Raw genomic sequence first — 24550 nt, 5'->3', positions numbered from 1 at the left:
CCACAGGAGCAACACCCATGGTTTCTTCGCTGAAGATGACGTTGGTCACTGCGCTCATGCTGCTCGCCGCGTGCCGCAGTGAGCCGATTCAGTTCCACACCCTGACCCCGGCGCAATTGAGCGGGACGGTGCGCGGCAACGGCGGGGAAATCCTGATCGAAGGCCTCAGCGTACCGCCGCAAGTCGATCGTCCGCAGATCGTCATTCGTCAGGGCAACAGCGGCCTGGCGATTCTGGAGACCGAATGGTGGGCCGCGAGCCTGGTGGACGAGTTGCGTAGCGCCTTGGTCGATCAATTGGCCAACAGCAATCCCCAGCGCAAAGTGTCGGTGCGCGTGGAGGTTCAGCGTTTTGATTCGGTGCCCGGACAGTACGCGCTGATGGACGTCAAATGGCGCCTGCGCAGCCTCGGCGAAGGCGATAACACGCTGGTCAGCTGCCGCAGTACGTTGAAAACGCCCTCAGGACCGACCATCGACGACTTGGTCATTGCCCAACAAAACAACGTCAAACGCCTCGCCGCGTTAATCAGCCAGGCTGCGAACGGAAAACAAAAATCTTGCCCGACACCGCAATGAATTGACGTTTTTTTCTCATCCTGCCCCTTACATTTGGCGCCGCTTAAATCTGCAAATGATTCGTATTGACCTACAATCATTGACGACCCTTCCGGTCTGTCAGCTTGCACGATTAAAAAAATAACTGGAGCCGCCACCGCATGAATCGCCGAATTCCCTCTTTCCTGAAAAAAGCATTCTTGGCCACTGCGCTGCTCGGTGCCGGCCACGTGTACGCTGCCGATGCCGACGGCATCGTGGTCTACAACGCCCAGCATGAAAGCCTGACCAAAGCCTGGATCGAGGGCTTTACCGGGGAGACCGGCATCAAGGTCACCGTGCGCAACGGCGACGACACCGAAATGGGTAACCAGATCGTGCAGGAAGGCGCTGCCTCCCCCGCTGACGTGTTCCTGACCGAAAACTCCCCGGCCATGGTGCTGGTGGACAACGCGGGGCTGTTTGCACCCGTAGCGCCGACCACCCTGGAACAAGTCGGCGCAGCCTACCGTCCGGCCCATGGCAAGTGGGTGGGAATCGCCGCGCGCTCCACGGTGTTTGTCTACAACCCGGGCAAACTGCCCGAAGCCGAATTGCCGAAGTCGCTGATGGACCTCGCCGATCCGAAATGGAAAGGTCGATGGGCGGCGTCACCGGCCGGCGCCGACTTCCAGGCCATTGTCGCCGCATTGCTGGAACTCAAGGGCGAAGCCGCCACCCTTGAGTGGTTGAAAGGGATGAAATCCAACTTCACCGCGTACCGGGGCAACAGCTCCGTGTTGAAAGCGGTGAATGCCGGGCAGATCGACAGCGGTGTGATTTACCACTATTACCGTTTCGGCGATCAGGCCCGAACCGGCGAAAACAGCAAGAACACTGCCCTGCACTACTTCAAACACAAGGACCCGGGTGCGTTCGTCAGCCTCTCCGGTGGCGGCGTTCTGGCGTCCAGCCAACACAAGGAACAGGCCCAGGCGTTCCTGAAATGGATCACCGGCAAGGACGGCCAGGCCATCCTCAAGACGGGTAAATCGTTCGAATATGCCGTGGGCAAAAACGCTGAATCCAACCCCAAACTGGTGCCTCTGCAGCAGCTCGACGCGCCGAAAGTCGATGCGTCAAAACTCGACAGTAAAAAAGCCGTGGATCTGATGACTCAGGCCGGACTGCTCTGAATTGATGCCTGAAACGCTACCGGCGGGTGCCGCTGCGGCCATACCCGCATATGTACGCCGCCGCTCCCGCGGATTGTTCGCGGGTCGCGGCGGTGCGTGGGTGATCGGTTTGTCGGTGCTGATTTCATTGCTGGCGCTGCTGCCGATTGCCTTTGTTATCGGTGTGTCCATGCAGACCGGTTGGGCCACCCTGGCAACGCTGATGTTCCGGCCCCGGGTTGGCGAGTTGTTGATCAACACCGTGTTGCTGGTAGCGATCACGATTCCCTTGTGCATCGTGCTGGGCGTGACGCTGGCCTGGCTGACCGAGCGCAGCGATCTGCCGGGGCGACGCTGGTGGTCATTGCTGGCGACCGCGCCGCTGGCGGTCCCGGCCTTCGTTCACAGCTACGCCTGGGTCAGTCTGGTGCCGCCGATTCATGGTCTGTTTGCCGGGGTTCTGGTTTCGGTCATCGCCTACTTCCCCTTCCTTTACTTGCCGATTGCGGCCACCTTGCGCCGGCTCGATCCAGCCATTGAAGATGTGGCGGAATCGATGGGGCTCAAACCCTGGGCGGTGTTTTTCCGGGTGGTGCTGCCGCAGCTGCGTCTGGCCATCTGTGGCGGTGCCTTGCTGGTCGGGCTGCACTTGCTGGCCGAATATGGCCTGTACGCGATGATCCGCTTCGACACCTTCACCACGGCGATCTTCGATCAGTTCAAGTCCACCTTCAACGGTCCCGCCGCCAACATGCTGGCCGGCGTGCTCGCCCTGTGCTGCCTGGCGATGCTGACCGTCGAATCGGCGGCGCGTGGCCATGCGCGGTATGCGCGGGTCGGTTCGGGAAGTGCCCGCGAACAGCGCGTCGTGCGCTTGAAGACCGGGACAGCCGGGCTTGCGCTGACGTTGCTGATCGTGACCTGCGCCCTCGCGCTGGGTGTGCCGTTAATCACCTTGGGTAAATGGCTGATCGCCGGTGGTGCGCAGGTCTGGCAGATGGCCGAGCTGATGCCGGCGCTGCAACAGACACTCCTGCTCGGGGTCGCGGGTGCGGCGCTCACCACCTGCGCCGCCATCCCGATTGCCTGGTTGTCGATTCGCTCGCCGGGTCGGATGCAACGGGTGCTGGAAAGCTGCAACTACATCACCAGTTCATTGCCGGGTATTGTCGTCGCCCTGGCCCTGGTGACGGTCACGGTGCATTTCGCCCGGCCGATTTATCAGACCACGATCACGGTGCTGCTGGCGTACCTGCTGATGTTCTTGCCCCGCGCCCTGGTGAGTTTGCGTGCCGGCATCGCCCAGGCACCGGTGGAACTGGAGAACATTGCCCGCAGCCTCGGGCGCTCGCCCACGCGGGCGCTGTGGTTGATCACCTTGCGACTGGCGGCGCCCGGTGCTGCCGCTGGCGCTGCGCTGGTATTCCTGGCAATCACCAATGAATTGACCGCCACCCTGCTCCTCGCCCCGAACGGTACGCGCACGCTGGCGACCGGGTTCTGGGCCTTGACCAGCGAAATCGACTACGCCGCGGCGGCGCCCTATGCCTTGCTGATGATTCTGCTGTCACTACCGCTGACCGGACTTCTCTATCACCAATCCAAACGAACGGCTGGCCGATGAACACGCTTGAACTGCATTCGATCTGCAAATCCTACGGTTCGCAAAGGGCCCTGGAAGACATTAGCCTGTCGGTGCCGACGGGCAGCCGCACGGTGATCGTCGGCCCTTCGGGTTCGGGTAAAACCACTTTGCTGCGAATGATCGCGGGCTTCGAGTTCCCGGATGCGGGGCGTCTTTCGCTCAACGGTCAGACGCTGGTCGACGACACCCAGGAAGTGCCCGCGCACCAACGTCAGATCGGTTATGTGCCTCAGGACGGCGCCTTGTTCCCGCACATGACCGTGGCCGCCAACATCGGTTTCGGATTGTCGATCAAGGGCCTCGAAAAACGCGAGCGTATCGCCCAGTTGATGGACAGCGTTGCCCTGGAGGCGAACATGGCCGACCGCTGGCCCCATGAACTCTCTGGCGGTCAGCAACAACGGGTGGCGCTGGCAAGGGCTCTGGCGCAACAGCCGCGTTTGATGTTGCTGGATGAACCGTTTTCCGCGCTCGATACCGGGCTGCGCGCGGCCATGCGCAAACTGGTCGCGCGGTTGCTGGCAGACGCCGGTGTCACCACCATTCTGGTGACCCATGACCAGAGTGAAGCGCTGTCGTTTGCCGATCAATTGGCGGTCATGCGCGAGGGGCGCCTGGTGCAGTCCGGTCATCCGCTGGACCTCTACCGCTACCCCGGCGACGAGCAAACCGCGATGTTCCTCGGCGATGCCGTGGTCATGCCGGCCCGGATCGAAGCCGGCTGGGCCCATTGCGATCTGGGGCGAATCCCGGTCAACAATCATCGCAACAACCGCTTTGCGCAGATCATGCTGCGGCCCGAGCAGCTGCAAGTGGTCGGCATCGTGCCCAGCGCTGTCGAGGCCGTCGGGTGCCGCGCCGTAGTGACCGAGCGGGATTTCAGCGGCAACACCTGCACGTTGACCGTGGAACTGGAGACTTTGCCATCCTGCGACCAGCCCGGTCGATCATTGATGGTGCGCAGTTCTGGCCTGTACGCGCCACCGACCGGCAGTGCGGTTCACGTCTCGACCATCGGCCACGCCCATGTTCTGAGCGAAACTTAAAGATCGAAGCGGTCCACCGCGCGCCGCCGCTCGTTGTCGTTCCGCACGTCGTAGTTGGCCGTCGTCTGGATATTGCTGTGATGGGCGAGTTTCTGCGCGATCGACAAGTCATGTTCCTCGATCACCCGGGTAATGAACGAGCGCCGGAAATCGTGAGGCATGATTTTCACCCCGACCTGCGCGCCGCGCTGCCGGGCAATGTAATAGATCGCGTGTTTGGTGATGCGCTCACGGGTGATGTGGCTGCCGCGACGGATGCGATTGAACAGGAACGGATCGTCCACTTCGCCTTCCTTGAGTTGCGAACGACGCAACTCCAGCCAGGCATCCAGTTTGGCGAATGCCCAGGCCGGCGCGTATTTGATCAACTGCTTGTTGCCTTTGGCGGTCACCCGCAGGCTGCGCTCGGTGAAATCCACCTGATCGAGGTCGAGGTTCACCGACTCTGATTTACGCATGCCCGAGCCGTACAGAATCCCGATGATCGCCGCGTCCCGCAGGCCTTGTGGCCGTGGGTCCGCCGCACAGACCGCCATCATTTCCTGAATCAGCGAACGCCGCAGATTACGCCCCTGGGACAGACGCGTGCCGGCAATGCCCTTGACCGAACGCATTTTCAGCAAGTGTTCCTGGCTGATCAGGCTCATGCGCCAGGCTTCATTCATCACCCCGCGCACGGCGTTGACGTACAGCGAAGACGTGTTGGGCGCGTAGCCGTCCGCGCGCAAGGCCGCAACCAACGAAATCACATCCTCGGGCTGCAGCTGGTGCCAGGGAATCTCCTCGACGTTCATGTCTTCGAAGCCCAGGCGGTCGGCTGCATCCTGCAACACATAGCGCATGGTCAGTTGGCTGGACGGCGCCAGTCGCGCCAGATACAGAGGCATTGGGTTGGTCTTTGCAGCACTTGAATCAGCAACAGGTAAGTCAATCAAAACAAAACGGCCTTGAGTGGTAACAGATCAATAGAACAACTAAGGATTGAAACATTCTTCATGTAACGCGAGACACTTCCGTAGGACGTTTCTACTAAAGAGAGCGATCAACGGCAGAAGTCTGAACATTGGCTTAATAACGTTCAGATAAACGATTCGACGACTGGTTTTTGATGTTTCTTTCACAAAAACCGGCCTAACCTAATCACTACCCGGTGAGCCTCAATGGGCTCCCAACCTGCCGGCCATGGCTGCAAAAGTCAAATATGGCTCGTGCCCGACAGGTCACTAAACCGAACAGGTCACTAAACCTTTGAAATCCCGTTAATTTCGGCACTTTTGCCGAAGGACGGCCTACGCCCCGAGGTTTTCCATGAGTGAGGCTTTTCTACCCTTCTCCCGTCCCAGTATCGGCGATGAAGAAATTGCCGCCGTAGAGCAAGTATTGCGCTCTGGCTGGATCACAACCGGGCCGAAAAACCAGCAACTCGAAGAACACTTCGCCAACTATGTGGGATGCCGCCATGCCGTGGCACTGTCCTCGGCCACCGGCGCCATGCATGTCACGCTATTGGCATTGGGCATCGGTCCCGGCGACGAAGTCATCACGCCGTCGCAGACCTGGGTCTCCACCGCCAACATGATCTGTCTGCTGGGCGCAACGCCGGTGTTTGTCGACGTCGACCGCGACACGCTGATGAGCAGCGTCGAGCACATCGAAGCGGCCATCACCCCGCGCACCCGGGCGATTATTCCGGTGCACTACGCCGGCGCGGCGTTCGATCTCGATCCGCTCTACGCCCTGGCCGACAAGTACGGCATCCCGGTCATCGAAGACGCCGCCCACGCCACCGGCACCCTCTACAAAAACCGTCACGTCGGCGCGCAAGGCACGGCGATCTTCTCGTTTCACGCGATCAAGAACATGACCTGCGCCGAGGGCGCGATGTTCGTCAGTGACGATGAAGCGTTGGCCAACCGGGTGCGCATGCTCAAGTTTCACGGCCTCGGCGTCGATGCCTACGATCGCATGACCCATGGCCGCAAACCCCAGGCCCAGGTGATCGAGCCGGGTTTCAAATACAACCTGGCCGACATCAATGCCGCTATCGCGCTGGTGCAACTGGAACGTCTGGACGAGATCAACGCCAAGCGCACCGCGCTGGCCAGAACCTATTTGCAACGGCTGGAAGGCTCAACGGTGCAGCCGCTGGCCATTCCGCTTTACCCGCAACAGCACGCCTGGCACTTGTTCATCCTGCGCATCGACGCCGAGCGCTGCGGACTCGACCGTGAAGCATTCATGAAAGCCCTGCAGGCGCAGAACATCGGCACCGGCATCCACTTCATCGCCACGCACTTGCACACGTATTACCGCCAGCGCTTCCCCAACATTTACCTGCCCAACACCGAATGGAACTCGGCGCGCCTGTGCTCGATCCCGTTGTTCCCCGACATGACCACCGATGACGTCGACCGTGTCGTCAGCGCTATCGAACTCACATTGGACACACGCCTGTGAAACCTTATCCGATCCGTTGCGTGTCGATCGTCATCCCGGTCTACAACGAGCAAGACAGCCTGCCCGAATTGCTCAGGCGCACCGAAGCGGCGTGCCAGCAACTGCACCATGACTACGAAATCGTCATGGTCGATGACGGCAGTCGCGACCACTCGGCGCAGATCCTCGAAGAGGCCGCCAGTCGCGAGTGCAGCCCGGTGGTGGCGGTCATTCTTAACCGCAATTACGGTCAACACGCGGCAATCATGGCCGGTTTCGAGCAGTGCAAGGGCGATGTCGTCATCACCCTCGACGCCGATCTGCAAAACCCTCCCGAAGAGATTCCGCGCCTGGTGGCCCAGGCCGAACTGGGCTATGACGTGGTCGCCACGGTGCGTAGCAATCGTCAGGATTCGGCCTTGCGTCGCTGGCCGTCAAAACTGATCAACCTCGCCGTGCAGCGCTCCACCGGAGTTGCCATGAGCGACTACGGCTGCATGCTTCGCGCCTATCGACGCAGCATCGTTGACGCCATGCTCGCCTGCCGCGAACGCAGCACGTTCATCCCTATCCTCGCCAACAGCTTCGCCCGACACACCACGGAAATCCTGGTGACCCACGCCGAACGCGAACACGGTGAATCGAAGTACAGCCCGATGCGTCTGGTCAACCTGATGTTCGACCTGATCACCTGCATGACCACCACGCCGCTGCGGCTGCTGAGCATTGTCGGATTCGCCATGGCCGGGCTCGGCGTGGCGTTCGCTACCGCACTGATTGTCCTGCGGCTGGTGTTCGGCGCCAGTTGGGCCGGTGACGGTACGTTCGTGCTGTTCGCCGTGCTGTTCGTGTTCACCGGCGGCCAGTTCATCGGCATGGGCCTGTTGGGCGAATACCTGGGGCGGATGTACAGCGACGTCCGTGCGCGCCCGCGGTTCTTTATCGAAAAAGTCCTGCGCAGCCAGCCCGCCACACCCGTTCCCGTGGTCACCGTTGACGGCCTCACTTCCTCTTCCTCAGATCAGGTTCTCTCATGAGCGCAAAAGCTGTTGTTTTCGCCTACCACGATATTGGCTGTGCCGGCATTGAAACCCTGCTCGACAGCGGTTACGAGATTGCCGCCGTATTCACCCACGCCGATGATCCGAAGGAAAACGCGTTTTACGGCTCCGTAGCGCAACTGTGTGCGCGCAACGGCATCCCGGTGCATGCCCCGGAAGATGCCAACCACCCGCTCTGGATCGAGCGCATCAGCAAGCTCAACCCGGATTACCTGTTCTCGTTCTACTACCGCCATCTGCTGAGCGAACCGCTGCTGGCCACAGCACGCAAAGGCGCATTCAACCTGCACGGTTCATTGCTGCCGCGCTATCGCGGTCGCGCGCCGGCCAATTGGGTGCTGGTCAACGGCGAAAGCGAAACCGGCGTGACCCTGCACCGCATGGTCAAGCGTGCCGACGCTGGCGCAATCATTGCCCAGCAAAAAGTCGCGATTGAGCGCACCGACACGGCGCTGAGCCTGCACGGCAAACTGCGCGTGGCCGCCGCCGACCTGCTGCGCGACACGCTGCCCGCGTTGCTCGCGGGTAAAGTCAGCGAAACCGTGCAAGACGAATCCCAAGCCACTACGTTTGGTCGCCGTACGCCGGCCGACGGCAAACTGGTGTGGAGCAAGCCCGCCGAAGAGCTGTTCAACCTGGTGCGCGCCGTAACCCAGCCGTATCCCGGCGCATTCTGCGCCGTCGGCGAACACAAGCTGATTGTCTGGAGCGCGCAAATCGTCAAGGGCAACGAAGGCCAGGAACCGGGCCGGGTCATCAGCGTCGATCCGCTGCGCATCGCCTGCGGCGAAGATTCGCTGGTCATCAGCGCCGGTCAGCGCAACGACAACGGCTTGTACCTGAGTGGCCCGCAACTGGCCAGCGAACTGGGGCTGGTGGACGGCTCCGTGCTGCGTGGCGCCGAGTCCGGTCGCGCCCCACGTCGCACGCGCGTGCTGATCCTCGGCGTCAACGGTTTCATCGGCAATCACCTGTCCGAGCGCCTGCTGCGCGACGACAAGTACGAGGTGTATGGCCTGGACATCGGTTCGGACGCCATCGAGCGTTTGCGTAGCCATGCGAATTTCCATTTCGTCGAAGGCGATATCAGCATCCACTCCGAGTGGATCGAGTACCACATCAAGAAGTGCGACGTGATCCTGCCGTTGGTGGCGATCGCCACGCCTATCGAATACACCCGCAACCCGCTGCGCGTGTTCGAGCTGGACTTCGAAGAGAACCTGAAACTGGTTCGCTACTGCGTCAAATACAACAAGCGGGTGATCTTCCCGTCGACGTCGGAAGTCTATGGCATGTGCCAGGACGGCAAATTCGACGAGGACAGCTCCAACCTCGTGGTCGGGCCGATCAACAAGCAACGCTGGATTTACTCGATCTCCAAGCAACTGCTCGACCGGGTAATCTGGGCCTACGGCCAGAAAGGCCTGAATTTCACCCTGTTCCGTCCCTTCAACTGGATGGGCCCGCGCCTGGACCGTCTGGATTCGGCACGCATCGGCAGTTCCCGGGCGATCACGCAATTGATCCTCAATCTGGTGGAAGGCACGCCGATTCGCCTGTTCGACGGCGGTGAGCAAAAACGCTGCTTCACCGACATTGCTGACGGCGTAGAAGCGCTGGCGCGAATCATCGACAACGACAACGACGCCTGCAACGGCCAGATCATCAACATCGGCAACCCGGACAACGAAGCCAGCATCCGTCAGTTGGGCGAAGAGCTGCTGCGTCAGTTCGAAGCGCATCCGTTGCGCCACAACTTCCCGCCGTTCGCCGGGTTCCGCGACGTCGAAAGCAAGGCGTTTTACGGTGCGGGTTATCAGGACGTGTCTCACCGCAAACCGAGTATCGACAATGCCAAACGGCTGCTGGACTGGGCACCTACGGTCGAGATGAGCGAAACCATCGGCAACACCCTGGATTTCTTCCTGCGTGAAGCCATGCTCGAAATCGCGGACAAACGCTAATGCAGGCGGGCCTTCGGATTGATGTCGACACCTACCGAGGCACTCGTGAGGGTGTGCCTCGGCTGCTGGAAATCCTCGATGAGGCCCAGATCAAGGCAACGTTCTTCTTCAGCGTCGGGCCGGACAACATGGGCCGGCACTTGTGGCGCCTGATCCACCCGCAGTTTTTCTGGAAGATGTTGCGCTCCAACGCCGCCGGCCTGTATGGCTGGGACATTTTGCTGGCCGGCACCGCGTGGCCGGGCAAGCCGATTGGCCGCGATCTCGGGCACTTGATGCGTCAAACCCTGGCGGCCGGGCATGAAGTCGGCCTGCACGCCTGGGATCACCATGGCTGGCAGGCCAATGCCGGACGCTGGAGCGACGTGCAACTGATCGAGCAGATTCGTCAGGGCGTGGACACGCTCAGCGACATCCTCGGGCAACCCATCGAGTGCTCTGCGTCTGCCGGTTGGCGGGCGGACGAGCGCGTGATCGAAGCCAAGCAGGGTTTTGGGTTTCGCTACAACAGCGATTGTCGTGGCCGCAGTCTGTTCCGGCCGACATTGGCCGATGGTGGCCTGGGCGCGCCTCAGATCCCGGTGGACCTGCCCACCTTCGATGAAGTGGTCGGCCCGGCCGTCGTCGCCAAGGATTTCAACACCTTCATCCTTGACCGGTTCACCCCGCAAAACCTCAACGTCTACACGGTCCACGCCGAAGTGGAAGGGATTCTGATGGCCGACGATTTCCGTCAACTGCTGACCGACGCACGCCAGCGTGATATCCGTTTTCAACCCTTGGGTGACCTGCTGCCCGACACACTGGACGCCTTGCCCGGTGGCCGGGTAAGGCGAGGCGCGCTCGGCGGTCGTGAAGGCTGGCTGGGAGTGCAAGGCGTATGAGCAAACGCTTGGCATTGCCGTTTTTGCTGGGCCTTTGTCTGCTGGCTTACCTGCTGCCGATGGGCAGCCATGGCTTGTGGATTCCGGACGAAACCCGCTACGCGCAGATCAGCCAGGGCATGCTCCTGAGCGGCGACTGGGTGTCGCCGCATTTCATGGGCCTGCGCTACTTCGAAAAACCGGTGGCCGGTTACTGGATGATCGCCCTCGGTCAGGCCGTGTTTGGCGACAACCTGTTCGGCGTGCGTTTCGCTTCGGCCCTCAGCACCGGGCTCAGTGTGATGCTGGGTTACCTGATCGCCCGTCGGCTGTGGAACGAGCCGCGCAAGAGTTTTGCCTGCGCGCTGCTGTACATGAGTTTTACCGTGGTTGCCGGCGCCGCGGGCTACGCCAACCTCGATCCGCAGTTCACCTTTTGGGTCAACCTGAGCCTGGTTGCCTTGTGGTTTGCCCTGGACAGCGTCAGCCGTAGCCAGCGCCTGATCGGCTGGGCGATGCTGGGCCTGGCCTGCGGCATGGGGTTCATGACCAAGGGTTTTCTCGCCTGGCTGCTGCCCGTGCTGATCGCCCTGCCCTGGATGGTCTGGCAAAAACGCTGGCGTGAACTGCTGATCTACGGTCCGTTGGCGATTGTCGTGGCCATCGCCGTCAGCCTGCCCTGGGTCTTGGCGGTGCATGCGCAGGAACCGGATTACTGGCGCTTCTTCTTCTGGCACGAACACATACGCCGTTTCGCCGGTGACGACGCACAGCATGACGCACCTTGGTGGTTCTACCTGCCGTTACTGGTGGCGTTCAGTTTGCCGTGGGTGGCGCTGTTGCCACCGGCGCTGCGGCAGGCGTGGCAAACACGTCGCCAGGCGAATATCGCTTTCCTGTTGCTGTGGCTGCTGATGCCGCTGCTGTTTTTCAGCCTGAGCAAAGGCAAACTGCCGAGCTACATCCTGCCGTGCCTGTTGCCATTGGCCCTGTTGCTGGGCAACGCACTGGCGGATCGCTTGCGGCTGGAGCAAGGCCGCGCGCTGGGCGTCAATGGCTTGCTCAACCTCCTTCTGGGCCTGACCACCCTGCTCGCCCTCGTCTATCTGCAACTGAAAAAACCGCTGTACCACCACGAACTGCACAGCCTGGTGCTGGTGTTCGTCGGCCTGATCGGCTGGATCATGGCCAACCTGCTGCAAGCGTTCCGACCGTTGCAGTGCTGGGCGGCGCCGGCCTTTGGCAGCCTGCTGCTGATCGGCGTTCTGCCGGCGGCGATGCCCGAAGCGGTGGTGGCGAACAAGATGCCCGACCAGTTCGTCCTTGAGCATGCACAGGAACTCGGCGAGGCCGGCACGCTGCTCAGCAACGATCTGGGCGCCGCTTCGGCCCTGGCCTGGCGCCTGAAACGCCCGGACGTGGCTTTGTACAACACGATAGGCGAACTGAAATATGGCCTCGCTTATCCTGACGGTGCGCAGCAGCGCGTCGACCCCGATCGCGTGCAGCAGTGGATGCACGACGCCCGCCAGAACGGTTCGGTGGGCGTGCTGATGCGGGTCAAAGGGGAGGACGAACTGCGTGAAATCGAACGCTTGCCCAAGGATGGCAAACGCTATGAACAAGGCAACCTTGTGATTTTGATTTTTCCTCAGGGTGCGTCATGAGACTGTTGCTGGTGTTGGCAGCCTGCCTGCTCACCTGCCTGGGCCAGATCGCCCAGAAATATGCCGTGGAGCACTGGCGCGGCCAACCGTCGGGCTGGAGCGAAAAACTGCGCTCACCGTGGCTGTGGCTGGCAATCGCCGCGCTGGGCGCGGGTTTGTTGGTGTGGCTGCTGGTGTTGCAGCGCCTTGAAGTCGGCGTCGCGTACCCGATGCTGAGCCTGAATTTCGTGCTGATCACCCTGATCGCCCGCTTCGTCTTCCACGAAATCATCGACCGTCGTCACTGGATGGGCGTGGCGCTGGTGATTGGCGGCGTGATCCTGCTGGGGCTGCACACATGAGCCTGCGTCGTGGCCTCTCCTTCGCCCTCGGCAGCGTGCTGCTGGGCAGTGCCGCGCAGCTGGGCATGCGCTGGAGCATGACGCGCCTGCCGTCACCCGAACACTGGCTCACCGCCGCCATTGATCCGACCGCTGTGGTCGTGGTGCTCGCCGCCATCCTCGCCTATGCCCTGTCGATGTTCAGCTGGCTCGCCGCCCTGCGCGATGTGCCGCTGGGCCGCGCTTATGCGCTGCTGAGCATCAGCTATGCGCTGGTGTACCTGATCGCCGCCGCGCTACCGGTGTTCAACGAAGATTTCAGTCTTTCCAAAAGCCTTGGGGTGGCCTTGGTCATCCTCGGCGTTATCACCATCAATTCTCGACCTGCTCATGCGTCCAATCTCAGGAGTGACCTATGAAAATCAGTGTATTCGGTAGCGGTTACGTTGGCCTGGTGCAGGCCGCTGTGCTGGCTGAAGTCGGCCACGACGTGGTCTGCATGGACATCGACGAAAAGAAAGTCGAGTTGCTGCAACAGGGCCACGTGAGCATTTTCGAACCGGGGCTGGCCAGCCTGGTGCGTGAAGGCCTGGAAGGCAAGCGACTGCAGTTCACCACCGATGAAAAACTCGCGGTGCAACACGGTCAGGTGTTGTTCATCGCGGTGGGCACGCCGTCCCGGGACGATGGCTCGGCGGACCTGCGTTACGTGCTGTCGGTGGGCGAAGCGGTGGCCCGTCATCGTGAGCAACCGGTGATTCTGGTGGAGAAATCCACGGTTCCCGTGGGCACCGGCGATACCTTGCGCGCGCACATCGACAAGTGCCTGATCAAGGTCGGGCGGTTGTTGCAGTTCGAGATCGTCTCCAACCCGGAGTTTCTGAAAGAAGGCTCGGCCGTGGCCGATTGCCGACGCCCGGACCGAATCGTCATCGGCTGCGAAAGCGATGACGTGCGCGACGTCATGCGCGATCTCTACGCGCCGTTCAACCGCAACCATGACCGGATCATGTTCATGGACCTGCGCAGCGCCGAACTGACCAAATACGCCGCCAACTGCATGCTGGCGACCAAGATCAGCTTCATCAACCAGATTGCCGAACTGGCCGAGCACCTTGGCGCCGACATCGAATCGGTGCGCCTGGGCATCGGCGCCGATTCGCGCATCGGCTATCACTTCATCTACCCCGGCTGCGGTTACGGCGGCTCGTGTTTCCCCAAAGACATGCGCGCCCTGATCCACAGCGCCGAAGAAGCGCATTGCTCCAGCGATCTGCTGCAAGCGGTGGAAGCGATCAACCAGCGGCAGAAACACAAGCTGTTCGAACGCATCAACGCGTTCTACAAGGGCGAATTGCACGGCAAGACGTTCGCCGTGTGGGGGCTGGCGTTCAAACCCAACACCGATGACATGCGCGACGCACCGAGTCGCGTGCTGCTTGAATCGCTGTGGGCCGCCGGCGCCAGCGTTCGGGCGTTCGATCCGGAAGCGATGCAGGAAACCCAGCAGTTGTACCCGGACGAAGCAAAGCTGATGCTCATGGGCACCCCGGAATCGGTGCTGGCCGGCGCCGATGCGTTGATCATCTGCACCGAGTGGCAACAGTTCAAGGCCCCGGATTTCAACTTGATCCAGCAACGGCTCAAGGCCCCGGTGATCTTTGACGGACGCAACCTGTACGACGCCGATCGCCTGGCGCGCAACGGGTTCATGTACTTCCCGATGGGGCGTGGCGATTCACGCAACTTACCGATTCCGCATCAGCAATGGCCGGCGGCTTCGGATGTCGCTTGACCGGTAACTCGCCGCGCATTCGCCAGCAGTCCCTGGGGATCGGGCTGCTGGCGCTGAGGTTGTTCAGCGCCGGGGTTTATCAGTTGCTTCCTACGCTTTGCGCCCGCGAAACAGCGTATCCCCGCCCCCGTCCCTACAGACCGCTCCTACAACCCTGCGTCTTGTGACGAAGGCAGTCCGCACCTGACCGCCGATGACGACTTAACGGACCCGTCCTACGCCAAATATCGAATCGCCTGACATCAACCAATCGGTAGATCCACGCAAAGTCCTGAGTCTTGAAATAGACACAAGGAAATGTGGATGTTAAGCGCCCTCAAACCCGCCGTTTTCACACTCGACATTGAAGGTTTTCCCCGCGACCTTCAGGTACTCGAATTCCGCGCCAGGGAAGCGCTGAATCAACCCTATGAAGTTAATCTCGAACTGGTCGGCGAACGCCACGACCTGGACATCAAGTCGCTTCATCATCGCTCGGCCTTTTTGCGCTTCGGAGCTGACGGTGCCGGCATCCACGGGCAAGTCTATGCAATTGCCGAAGGTGATTCGGGCAAGCGTCTGACCCGCTACCAGATGACCCTGGTGCCGCACCTCACCTATCTCTCCCACTGCCACAACCAGCGCATTTTTCAGAACCTGAGCGTGCCGCAAATCATTGCAAAAGTACTGAAAGATCAAGGCATGCAGGCCGATACCTGGCGTTTCCAGCTGAATGCCGAGTACCGACCCCGGCTGTATTGTGTTCAGTACGAGACGGACCTGAATTTTCTACAAAGGCTGTGTGAAGAAGAAGGTTTGCACTTTCACTTTGAGCACAGCGCCGAAGGGCATGTGCTGGTGTTCGGTGACGATCAAACCAGTTTTTCGAAACCAGAACGGTCAACCGCCTACAGGCAAGCCAGCGGCATGGTCGCGCAAGCGCCAGTGATTGACCAGTTCAAGCTAAAACTGAATACCCGCCCGACCCATGTCAGCCGTCGTGATTACGATTTCGAGAAACCACGCGTGAAACTCGACAGCGAGGCTAAAAAATCGCTGGTGCCGCACCTCGAGGACTATGCCTTTCCCGGGCAGTTCACCCATCGCGACCGCGGTAAACAGCTGGCCAATCAGGCACTGGAACGCCACCGCGCCGATTACCAGCTTGCCAACGGGCGCAGCGACCAAAGCGCCATGCGCAGCGGTCATTTTTTCGAGATGACCGAGCACCCACTCGGTGATCGTAATGGCCTTTGGTTATTGACTGAAATCGAGCATGTCGGCTTGCAACCCCAGGTGCTGGAAGAAGCGATTACCGACGCCACTGCAGAAGATGGTTTCAGTCAGGGTTACCGTAACCACTTCATCACCACACCGTGGGACGTGATATTCCGGCCGGCCCTCGAACACCCTAAGCCCCGGATGACAGGCAGTCAGCACGCAGTCGTCACCGGCCCGTCAGGTGAAGAGATTTACTGTGACCAGTACGGCCGGGTCAAAGTCCAGCTGCTCTGGGATCGCGAGGGTGAGCACAACGAACAATCGAGTTGCTGGCTGCGAGTTTCGACTGGTTGGGCCCATGACGGTTACGGCAACGTGCAAATCCCCCGAGTGGGAATGGAAGTGCAGGTAGGTTTCACCGACGGCGACCCGGACAAACCCTACGTCCTGTGCTGTCTGCCCAACGCCTCGACCCCGGTGCCACTGGATTTGCCCGCCGAGCAGACCCGCAGCATTTTCCGCAGCCAGAGCAGTCCCGGCGGTGGCGGTTACAACGAGCTACGCATCGAGGACAGAAAAGGCGCCGAGGAAATTGCCCTGCGTGCCCAGCGCGATTTCGTGCAGCACGTTCTGAACGATGAACGCATTCAAGTCGACAACCAGCGCAACGTGGTGGTCGGTGGCATAAGCAGTCATGACCTGCGCGGCGAAGAACGCCACTTGACCCATGGCAACCGTCTGACCGAACTCAAACAGGATGACCACCTGTTGGTCCTTGGCGATCAGCATGTTCGCGTCGCCAATCAACGACTCAGCGCCATGCAACAGCTCCACTTCAGCGCAGTTCAACAAGTCGTCATCAATGGCGGGACGTACCTGGCGCTCGTGGGTGGCGGTCAATGGCTAATACTGGGGCCAGAAGGCATTTTCAGCAGCGTCCCCATTATGCAGGGCGGCACCCCGCCCGTGTGCCTGACGGCGGAGCCGCTGATGCCGGGCGCCCTGCCCTTGCTGAAAGTGACGTTCGATGCAGCGCGGCAACGCCATGCACTGATCTCAACCCGCGCCTCGCGGTGCCTGATTTGTGAGGGCGCCCAAGCATGAGTCTCTTGACTTCCCTGCCTGACGACCTGCCCTGGAGCGAGCATCAGGCGTTGGTGTTGCTGGACGGTGTGACCCTGAGCAATTTGCCGGAGCGCATCAAACAACTGAGTCCCGGTGCAAGCACCATCGCGCTGTATGACTGTGCGCCCTTCACCGCGTTGCGCGATATCTCACCGCTGCTGGTGGCGATCCAACAACCTGACGACCCGGTCTTTCAGTTCTATCTGCAACAGGCGGACGAGGAATGGGGTGTGCTGTTGTTCAGCACGGCGTCTGCCCATGATGTGGCTCAACACTTGCGAAAACTGCTGACGGTTGAACTGCCCGAAGGACTGCCGGTCGTCTTGCGTCTGGCTGATGCGGCGGTGGCGCAGGCACTGTTCGGCAGCGGCGATCAGCGCTTGTTCGGGCCCCTTTCCTGCGTGGTGATGGCCGATAGCGTCAACGCAAACTGGCAGCGTCATCAACCCCGAATGCCCCAATCCCCGGAACTGTCGACACCGTATCGCTTGAGTCCTGAACTGAATGCAGCAATGGACCGAACTGATCGACGCCGCGCGCTGCTCGAACTCGACGCCCATTGGCTCAACTATTTTCCCGAACGCCATGACGGTGAAACCTTGGCCCAGCGCTGGCCGGTGCTGGAGCAACTGGAGGCCGAGGCCAACGCCTTGGGTTTGTCCAGCCAATCCGAGCTTCTTCATTACGCCAACCTCGTGGCCTGGCTGGATGGTACTGCGCTCGAACAACACCCTGCTATCGCCCAACTGCTCCACTCGCCCTCCCTGCAACCACCCGGCGAGCGCGTGGCGCTGGCCGCTGACCTAGCCCATAGCTGGGCTATCCAACGGAGGCGCCCATGACCCATCCTGCCATCCTCGCCGCAGCTGCTGCCTCGAAAACCGCCATCGGCTCTCCCGGTGCCTGCCCTCTACGCAACACCCATGTGCAGCTATTGCCCTTGCGCTATGGGCTGGTGGAAAAGCCACTCGACCCGAGTGCCAAACTGAAGCTGCCCTACGCCCTCACCACTCGACCGTTGGGTGTCCGTTTACTGCGCGATGGCTGGTTGTACGTCATCGACAGCGTTACCGGCCATCTCCACGAATATCAGCTACTCGACGGACTGGTCAGCGCCCTGCTGCACAAGGGCGCCAAGGTCGATGACGACCGGCGCACGCCCATTGAAGAGCGTCCGGCGCTGGTGTTTTCAAGGCGCAGCACGCTGTACGTGAACTTTGCGGAAGTGCAATGGACGGCGGCGAAATGCGCCCAGGTGCTCGACAGTCGTGAGGAACGCGAGCACTTCATGCAGGTTGTCGATCTCGGCCCGGTGGATTGCGAAACCGGTGGCACGCATTTGCTGACGGTTGCACAAGGCAAACAGTGGCTGGCGGAGATTGCGACCGTTCCGGCCGGACAGGCGCAAGCCGCACACGACCGCGAAGAGCTGGAAGCCACGTCGCCGCCGGACGCCGTTCTGTTGCCAACGGTGCAGGTCAGCGATGCCCCCGAGCACGAACGTGAACCCTATTTGTGGGAGCAGCCTCGGCGCTTTCGCGAGGCGCACATCGGCGAGTTGCTCGGTCGGGTACGCGGGCCTTATCAGGACGACACGCTGTTTCTGGTGGTGCAGGATGAGCTCGGCGTATTGCGTGATCTGGCCGAGTATCAAGACACCGTGGTGGGCTGGGTCGATGACTGGAGTAATGCCGGCACCAACGAACGCGATTACTTGCTGGCCTGTTACATCGAATCCCTGAGCCAGCTCAGTGCCGAGGATATCGGCGAACTGGCCAAGGTTGACGGCAACCCGGCCGTGCAGGCGTTGTTCGCCGATCTGGAACAGTTGCCGGAACCGGATCGGGAACACACCCGCCAAGCCCTGCTGGATTATCTGAACAAGGGCGGCAAGGTCGAGCCTTCGGGCGTACCGGCGCCGCCGGAGCTGGAGCAATTACGTAAGAAAGCCCATGCCGAAGCGTTACAGTTCGCCAAGTACCAAGGCGCGACACCCGACTTCACCGCCCACAGCCGCGCCAGTGACCAGGCCGACCGCCGTTACTACACGCGCCAACATTTCGAGGGTACGCCCGACGATTTCGTCGAGCGTCATCTCGATACCCTGATCAAACTCGCCCAAGAGCAAAACAAACGCATCATCGACGTGCTCGAAGGTTCCCGTTTCAGTGGCAAACGCGGGGTCAATGATTTCATCGACCGCCCGGCCATGGACTTTGCGCTGTCTCAGCATCGCGACGACCTTGGCCGCTGGAACCGGATGCTCGATCGCATCACCGCCGACCGCACGATGCTGGTGGGTGGCGGTCGCTTCCACCGTTCGGCCTGGTACTACGACGCGCAGGATCAACAGCAACTTCACCAAGCCTTCACCGCGGAATACGCCTGCCTCAAAGACATCTGCCGCAGCGACCACGCCAGCGAAATCCTGCTCGGTTATCTGGAGGAACACCCGGAACTGACCCGGCCGCTGTTCTACACCTTGCCCCTGCGCCTTCAGCCTGAGAAAGCCGCGCAATACACGACGTTGTTCAACGCCGGCATGGGTGTGTTCAACAACCTGCCGCACTGGTTGGCCGAGTTGAAGAAAATCGAACAACCACCCCTGCCAGCGCTCGACGATTTACCCGACCCCACCCGCGCCGTCGCCGACGCCGCCCAGCACAGCCTCAGCCCCGCGCTGAATCTGGGCCTGAGCCGGGCGCTGGCAGGGTTCGACCTGGCGGGCGAGAAAATCCCCGACCTCGACGAACTGTTCCGGCAACTGCCCAAGGCTTTATCGGCACGGATCCTCGACGCCGCAAAAACCACCGGCGTGACCTTCACCGTCGCCAGCCCGGCGGAACACGCGGCGCTGCAAACCCACCTCAAGGACATGCTCAGCGAGCGCGACTACCTGAAAACCCTGACCCGCGAACGCAACCAGCTCACCCACCCCCGGTGTCAGGATAGTTGTCGCCTCTCCGGTTTTTCCTAAAAAAGCATATCGGGGGCGGAAAGAGACTGGTCGTGCCGTACTATTCACCTGAACGCAGAGCCGCATTACTCAAGATGCTGCTTCCCCCACTGAACCTGTCGATGGCCGAGGTTTCCCGGCGCGAAGGGGTCAGCGAAATGTCTTTGTCCAACTGGCGCAAGCAGCTCAGTTCTGAAGGAAGTGCAGTGTCCGAAAACAAGCAATCGGCTCAGAACTGGTCAGCCGAAACCAAGTTTGCTGTCGTCCTTGAAGCGGCCGGTTTGTCCGAGATCGACCTGGGCGAGTATTGCCGCCGCAAAGGCCTTTACCCCGAGCAAATCACTGCCTGGCGACAAGCCTTCATCACCGGCCAGAAATCGGAAAAGGCCCAGCAAAAAGAAGATCGGGAGCAGTCTCGCAAAGATAAGAAACGCATCCAGGAACTTGAGCGCGAACTGCGCCGCAAAGACAAGGCGCTCGCTGAAACAGCGGCGTTGTTGGTGCTGCGAAAAAAGCTCAACGACTACTGGGGGACCGACAACGAGGACAACTGACGTCTTTGCCAGAACGGCAGTTACTCGTGGACTGGCTGAGCAACGCGGTCGCGGCGGGAGCCAGAAAAATCAGGGCCTGCCTGGAAATCGGTCTATCGCTGCGGACTTTGCAACGGTGGACTGAAACAGACGTTATCCAGGCCGATGCCCGAACGACTGTCACACGGCCAACGCCGCGAAATGCACTAAACGAGGCTGAGCGACAGACCATTGTGACGCTGTGCAACAGCCTGGAGTACGCCCATCTGCCGCCGAGCCAGATCGTGCCGCGCCTGGCCGATCAAGGGCGCTATCTGGCGTCGGAGGCAACGTTTTATCGCGTCTTGCGTGCGGCGGGTCAACAGCAGCATCGAGGTCGTAGCCAGCGCCCCAGGCGGCACGCGGCCCCAACGACGCATGCGGCTGAAGCGCCCAATCAGGTGTGGTCATGGGACATCACGTATCTGCCGTCGCCGATACGCGGCAAGTATTACTACCTCTATCTGATCGAGGATATTTACAGCCGCAAGGCCGTGGGCTGGGAGGTCTACGACGCGGAAAGCGGCGAGAAAGCCGCCGCGCTGCTGCAACGCAGCGTGATCGGCGAGCAGTGTTTACACGAACCGCTGGTGCTGCACTCGGACAACGGAGCGCCGATGAAATCGGTGACGCTGTTGAGCAAGATGTACGAACTGGGCATCACGCCCTCGCGGGGCCGACCGCGGGTGAGCAACGACAATCCCTACTCGGAGTCGCTGTTTAGAACACTGAAGTACTGCCCGCAATGGCCGCAGCATGGCTTTGCCAGTCTGGACGCCGCACGAGCTTGGGTGAGGGATTTCATGCGCTGGTACAACAACGAACACCGGCATAGCCGTATCCGGTTCGTCACACCGGCTGAGCGGCATCGAGGACTGGACCATCAGGTCTTGGCCCGGCGACATGAGCTGTACGAACGAGCCAAAGAGAAAAAGCCGGAACGGTGGTCGGGTTGCACACGTAACTGGGAGCCGATCGGCACCGTGCTGTTGAACCCGGATCGAGAGCAACAGGTCGAGAAAAGAGCGGCATAGTTAGACGGTTGACGCGACAACTACCTTGAAAAACGCCGCCCACAACAAAAACCGCCAGGGGCACAAGACGCCGCGGGCGCTGGAGTTGCAGGGCGAGATCGTGCGGGTGCGCGGGCAGTTGACGCAGCTTGAAGGGCAATTGGCCGGGGCGTTGAGCCCGATTGCGGAGCTGCCGGATCAGTCGGTTCGCCTGTACGGTGCGACGCAGGCTCGGGCGGGAGTGACGGCGGTGTTTCCGCCGGCGCAGCAGTTGGAGGTAAGGAGTTTGTTGAAGGATATTCGGATTGGGGTGAGCTCGGTGCCGAATGGGAAGTTGATTCGGAGTGAGGGGATGGGGTTGTTGGTGTTTTTGGTGCAGGGGGTGAATTTGGTTTCGGTGTATCGAGAGATGATGAATCAAACGAAAAACCCCAAGAAACGGACCAATTTCTTTGCCGCGCTGACCGCTACGGGAGCGGCAGGTTTTACGGCGGCGCAAAGTCTGGCTGATACCGCTCTGAAGGCGCGAAGCGCAGAACTAACTGCGGGGCTTCAACACCACGCATTACAGAATGTGCATGTGCAGATGGGGAAGATGCATGTTGGATTGGGCGTTTTTACCTACAGCCTTGGTCTCTTTTCTTCACTGTCCAGCCTCAATTCCCAACAGCAGAAATGGCAAGAGGCAACGCGTAGCGGAGATCGTTCGGCACAGAGTAGTGCAGCGCTTGCCACATTAGGTGCAGGTGGAATGACGGCTATGAATGCCTATGGCTTGGGTCATACCTTGCACGCGGGCTATACCGTAGCGATAGCCAGAAACGCTGCGGCAAGAACGGCTGCCTGGGCCGCTGCGGGAACAAGATTATCTACCGTGTTCTTCCGATTCAATCTGGCCGGCGCCCTATTCACCGTATTGGAACTGGGGGGAACCTGGCTATATAACCGCTACAACACCAGCGCCCACGACAAATGGCTCAGAATCACGCCCTGGAGTCTGGATGCCGATCATCGTGGCGACCATACCCTGGATGACTATCAGCAGTATTTGGGCTATTTGCTCAACGCCCCGTATGCACAACTTGGCCCGAACGAACATGACTCGTGGCTGAAAAATTTGCTGCTGAAAGCCAAGCCCAGCGACATTCATCTAGTCCTGCCGAGGTTCAATCTCAGTGACTTTCAGCCACCGCTGAGTGGACAACCGGCTCACCGTCTGGGGATCGGCGCCCGACGTCTTTCCGTCCCCCTTCACAGCCGAGGTGTGCCACAAGAACGCAAGGACGTCATCAGCGATGAGGTGACGGCCAGCCTGCGCCTCGTGCAAGCGGAATCAGATCGTCTGGTGCTGTGCCTGCGATATCCCGTGAATCCTGACGCCGAGTTTACCCCGGCGTCTGAAACGTTGGAGCTCGCCGTCTGCATACAGACCTTAAACGCCAAAGGAGTGTGGGAGTCGCGGACTAACGTCATTCGTCTCACCCCTCGCAGTGCGGGGCGCTTCCCTTCCTTGTCCCCTCAATCCGCCACCGAGCATACACCGCTGTTACTGGTTGAAACCCATCTGTTGGAGTTGGCCGACCATGCCCACCAAGAGTGATGTCCCAATGCCTGACCCGGTTACCGAGCAGTCCCGCAACGCCGGTGATGTCGAGCCGTTTCCCACCGGCAGGATCACCTATCTCGCGCCTTTGCCGTTGCCGACAGCAATGCCGCCGCATGGGCCTCACATTGGGGAGCTGAATGATGTGTACATGGATTTTGGGCTGGGATCGCCTCAGGTGTTTATGTGGCAGATGACATTAGGCGGGCCATTCAGCGTTGTCTTTTCAGTAATATTTCTCTTCCCGTTATTTACTGGATTTCTTGGGATTGTTTTTGATTATGGCTGGGCAGATATATGGGGCTCAATGGTCGGTATGTTTGATGAAGGCCGCGAAAACGCTCTCGTAGGCGGCCCCTTAATACTGTTCATCGGCCTCGCCGTCTGGCACCACAACCACAAAAAACGCATCAACATCATCCCCACCCGCTTCAACCGCCAACGCCGCGAAGTCTGCTTCATGCCCGAAGACGCCACCGAACCCCTCTTCGTCCCTTGGGAGTCCCTCTCCGCCTGGATCATCGAAGCCCAAGGCGCCACCCAATACGGCATCCACCGCCAATACGGCATGGGCATCGGTTTCCAGCACGGCGAAACCCTGACCAGCGTCGAATTCCCCTGCTTCGGCCTCTCCATCGCCATCAGCCACTGGGAAGCGATCCGCGGCTACATGGAGTACGAAATCCACGACCTCAAATCCATCCAGGACCTGCAAGACTTGCAAGGCCCCGACGATCCACCCCACGAAGGCCTGCACACCTTCCGCAACGCCCGCGCGCGTCTGCACCAGCAAATTCGCGACGGCCAGCGCAACCGGATCTCGGGATTTTTCTGGTACCTGTACCACGTCATGACACTGTGGACGATTCCCAACCACCTGGTCGAATGGGAAGTCCGCCGCCTTCAGAAAATGGCCCCGCAGACCATGCCCGATGTAATGCGTGAATGGTCCGAGCCGTTGCCAAAGGAGCAGTGGGCAAAACCGAGTGAAGAACTCGTTCGGATGAGCCTACAGGTTCGCGCCCTGCACAAACGCCAACCGCGCCGGCCGATCACTGAGATTTTTGCCGAGGTGCAGCGCTTGAATCCGACTGACAAACGTTCCGCATGAACGGTGACAACCGTGATAAGCACCATTTCCAATCGTTGCCCGCCAACCCATCACCGAACGTGGCCCGAACCTTCGACAGAGCTGTGCCCGATGCCGAACACTATCCGCGGGCAATCGAGACCGAGCAGGTTTGGGTGGCGCAATCGGCCGAGGGTGTACTTTCGGGGTTTCTCGCTGCGGTGGAAGTCGACAACCAACTGCATATTCAGGAACTCTCCGTCAGCCAGCCATTTCAGGCTCGGGGTGTTGGTCGAAAGTTACTGTTAGCGGCTGTTTCATACGCTCGGGAGCAAGCACTCACAGGTCTGACTTTGACCACGTTCCGCGACTTGCCGTGGAATGAACTGTTTTATTGGCGCATGGGCTTTCCAACATAGAGCCCTGCTGAACAGGCCCGCGTTTAGCCCAGGTATTAAACGACGAAATCGTCCACGGATTGCCCGGTGAGCGCCGTTGTGCGAT

At 60.4% G+C, this 24550-nt stretch carries 20 protein-coding genes; 19 read left to right on the top strand and 1 reads right to left on the bottom strand.

The window, feature by feature from the left end; all coding sequences use genetic code 11:
- Positions 1-17: 17 nt before the first annotated feature.
- The 4 genes from ACYZTL_RS02200 to ACYZTL_RS02185 all read left to right on the top strand — a co-directional run bounded on the left by ACYZTL_RS02200 (position 18) and on the right by ACYZTL_RS02185 (position 4402).
- Positions 18-578: a PqiC family protein gene (locus tag ACYZTL_RS02200; RefSeq protein ID WP_461950384.1), complete on the top strand. Its 561-nt coding sequence runs from the start codon at positions 18-20 to the stop codon at positions 576-578.
- 140 nt (positions 579-718) lie between these two features.
- On the top strand, positions 719-1732 hold the full coding sequence (locus ACYZTL_RS02195; RefSeq protein WP_461950383.1) for an iron ABC transporter substrate-binding protein: 1014 nt from the start codon (positions 719-721) through the stop codon (positions 1730-1732).
- Positions 1733-1736: 4 nt separating this feature from the next.
- Positions 1737-3335, top strand: coding sequence for an ABC transporter permease (locus ACYZTL_RS02190; protein ID WP_461950382.1), 1599 nt, complete (start codon positions 1737-1739; stop codon positions 3333-3335).
- Positions 3332-4402 carry an ABC transporter ATP-binding protein gene (locus ACYZTL_RS02185; protein WP_461950381.1) on the top strand — a complete coding sequence of 357 codons (1071 nt, stop codon included), beginning with the start codon at positions 3332-3334 and terminating at the stop codon, positions 4400-4402. Before ACYZTL_RS02190 ends, ACYZTL_RS02185 begins: the two co-directional genes overlap by 4 nt.
- Here the strand turns inward: ACYZTL_RS02185 and ACYZTL_RS02180 are convergent.
- Positions 4399-5289: a site-specific integrase gene (locus ACYZTL_RS02180; RefSeq protein WP_461950380.1), complete on the bottom strand. Its 891-nt coding sequence runs from the start codon at positions 5287-5289 to the stop codon at positions 4399-4401. The genes ACYZTL_RS02185 and ACYZTL_RS02180 overlap by 4 nt on opposite strands.
- A 421-nt stretch (positions 5290-5710) precedes the next feature.
- On the opposite strand from ACYZTL_RS02180, the gene arnB reads away from it, so the two are divergent.
- From arnB to ACYZTL_RS02105, 15 genes are all read left to right on the top strand, one after another.
- Positions 5711-6859, top strand: a complete 1149-nt coding sequence (gene arnB, locus ACYZTL_RS02175) for a UDP-4-amino-4-deoxy-L-arabinose aminotransferase (protein ID WP_461950379.1) — start codon at positions 5711-5713, stop codon at positions 6857-6859.
- The gene (arnC, locus tag ACYZTL_RS02170; protein WP_461950378.1) at positions 6856-7875 is read left to right on the top strand and encodes an undecaprenyl-phosphate 4-deoxy-4-formamido-L-arabinose transferase; all 1020 of its coding nucleotides are present in this window, start codon (positions 6856-6858) and stop codon (positions 7873-7875) included. The genes arnB and arnC overlap by 4 nt, the downstream gene beginning before the upstream one ends.
- The gene (gene arnA, locus ACYZTL_RS02165; RefSeq protein ID WP_461950377.1) at positions 7872-9863 is read left to right on the top strand and encodes a bifunctional UDP-4-amino-4-deoxy-L-arabinose formyltransferase/UDP-glucuronic acid oxidase ArnA; all 1992 of its coding nucleotides are present in this window, start codon (positions 7872-7874) and stop codon (positions 9861-9863) included. Before arnC ends, arnA begins: the two co-directional genes overlap by 4 nt.
- Positions 9863-10747, top strand: a complete 885-nt coding sequence (arnD, locus tag ACYZTL_RS02160) for a 4-deoxy-4-formamido-L-arabinose-phosphoundecaprenol deformylase (RefSeq protein WP_461950376.1) — start codon at positions 9863-9865, stop codon at positions 10745-10747. The genes arnA and arnD overlap by 1 nt, the downstream gene beginning before the upstream one ends.
- Entirely contained in the window at positions 10744-12393 is a 1650-nt protein-coding gene (gene arnT, locus ACYZTL_RS02155; protein ID WP_461950375.1) for a lipid IV(A) 4-amino-4-deoxy-L-arabinosyltransferase, read from the top strand. The genes arnD and arnT overlap by 4 nt, the downstream gene beginning before the upstream one ends.
- Positions 12390-12734, top strand: a complete 345-nt coding sequence (gene arnE / locus ACYZTL_RS02150; RefSeq protein WP_461950374.1) for a 4-amino-4-deoxy-L-arabinose-phosphoundecaprenol flippase subunit ArnE — start codon at positions 12390-12392, stop codon at positions 12732-12734. The genes arnT and arnE overlap by 4 nt, the downstream gene beginning before the upstream one ends.
- Positions 12731-13132: a 4-amino-4-deoxy-L-arabinose-phosphoundecaprenol flippase subunit ArnF gene (arnF, locus tag ACYZTL_RS02145; RefSeq protein WP_461950373.1), complete on the top strand. Its 402-nt coding sequence runs from the start codon at positions 12731-12733 to the stop codon at positions 13130-13132. Before arnE ends, arnF begins: the two co-directional genes overlap by 4 nt.
- A complete protein-coding gene (locus ACYZTL_RS02140; protein ID WP_461950372.1) occupies positions 13129-14508 on the top strand; it encodes a UDP-glucose dehydrogenase family protein in 1380 nt (459 codons plus the stop codon). Before arnF ends, ACYZTL_RS02140 begins: the two co-directional genes overlap by 4 nt.
- A 303-nt stretch (positions 14509-14811) precedes the next feature.
- Positions 14812-16812: a type VI secretion system Vgr family protein gene (locus ACYZTL_RS02135; RefSeq protein WP_461950371.1), complete on the top strand. Its 2001-nt coding sequence runs from the start codon at positions 14812-14814 to the stop codon at positions 16810-16812.
- Positions 16809-17675 carry a DUF4123 domain-containing protein gene (locus ACYZTL_RS02130; RefSeq protein ID WP_461950370.1) on the top strand — a complete coding sequence of 289 codons (867 nt, stop codon included), beginning with the start codon at positions 16809-16811 and terminating at the stop codon, positions 17673-17675. The genes ACYZTL_RS02135 and ACYZTL_RS02130 overlap by 4 nt, the downstream gene beginning before the upstream one ends.
- The gene (locus ACYZTL_RS02125) at positions 17672-19810 is read left to right on the top strand and encodes a toxin VasX (protein ID WP_461950369.1); all 2139 of its coding nucleotides are present in this window, start codon (positions 17672-17674) and stop codon (positions 19808-19810) included. Before ACYZTL_RS02130 ends, ACYZTL_RS02125 begins: the two co-directional genes overlap by 4 nt.
- A gap of 32 nt (positions 19811-19842) precedes the next feature.
- A protein-coding gene (locus ACYZTL_RS02120) for an IS3 family transposase (protein WP_461950368.1) occupies positions 19843-21395 on the top strand; the annotation gives its coding sequence in 2 pieces (ribosomal slippage) (positions 19843-20305 and positions 20305-21395; 1554 coding nt in all).
- A 25-nt stretch (positions 21396-21420) separates the two neighbouring features.
- Entirely contained in the window at positions 21421-22974 is a 1554-nt protein-coding gene (locus tag ACYZTL_RS02115; protein WP_461950367.1) for a hypothetical protein, read from the top strand.
- A complete protein-coding gene (locus ACYZTL_RS02110; protein WP_461950366.1) occupies positions 22958-24088 on the top strand; it encodes a hypothetical protein in 1131 nt (376 codons plus the stop codon). Before ACYZTL_RS02115 ends, ACYZTL_RS02110 begins: the two co-directional genes overlap by 17 nt.
- Positions 24085-24465: a GNAT family N-acetyltransferase gene (locus ACYZTL_RS02105; RefSeq protein ID WP_461950365.1), complete on the top strand. Its 381-nt coding sequence runs from the start codon at positions 24085-24087 to the stop codon at positions 24463-24465. The genes ACYZTL_RS02110 and ACYZTL_RS02105 overlap by 4 nt, the downstream gene beginning before the upstream one ends.
- The last annotated feature ends 85 nt before the right edge of the window (positions 24466-24550 follow it).

Source organism: Pseudomonas sp. LB3P81 (genome assembly GCF_054897965.1).
Note: the sequence above shows the minus strand (reverse complement) of the source record. Positions and strands in the feature narration are given on the sequence as shown.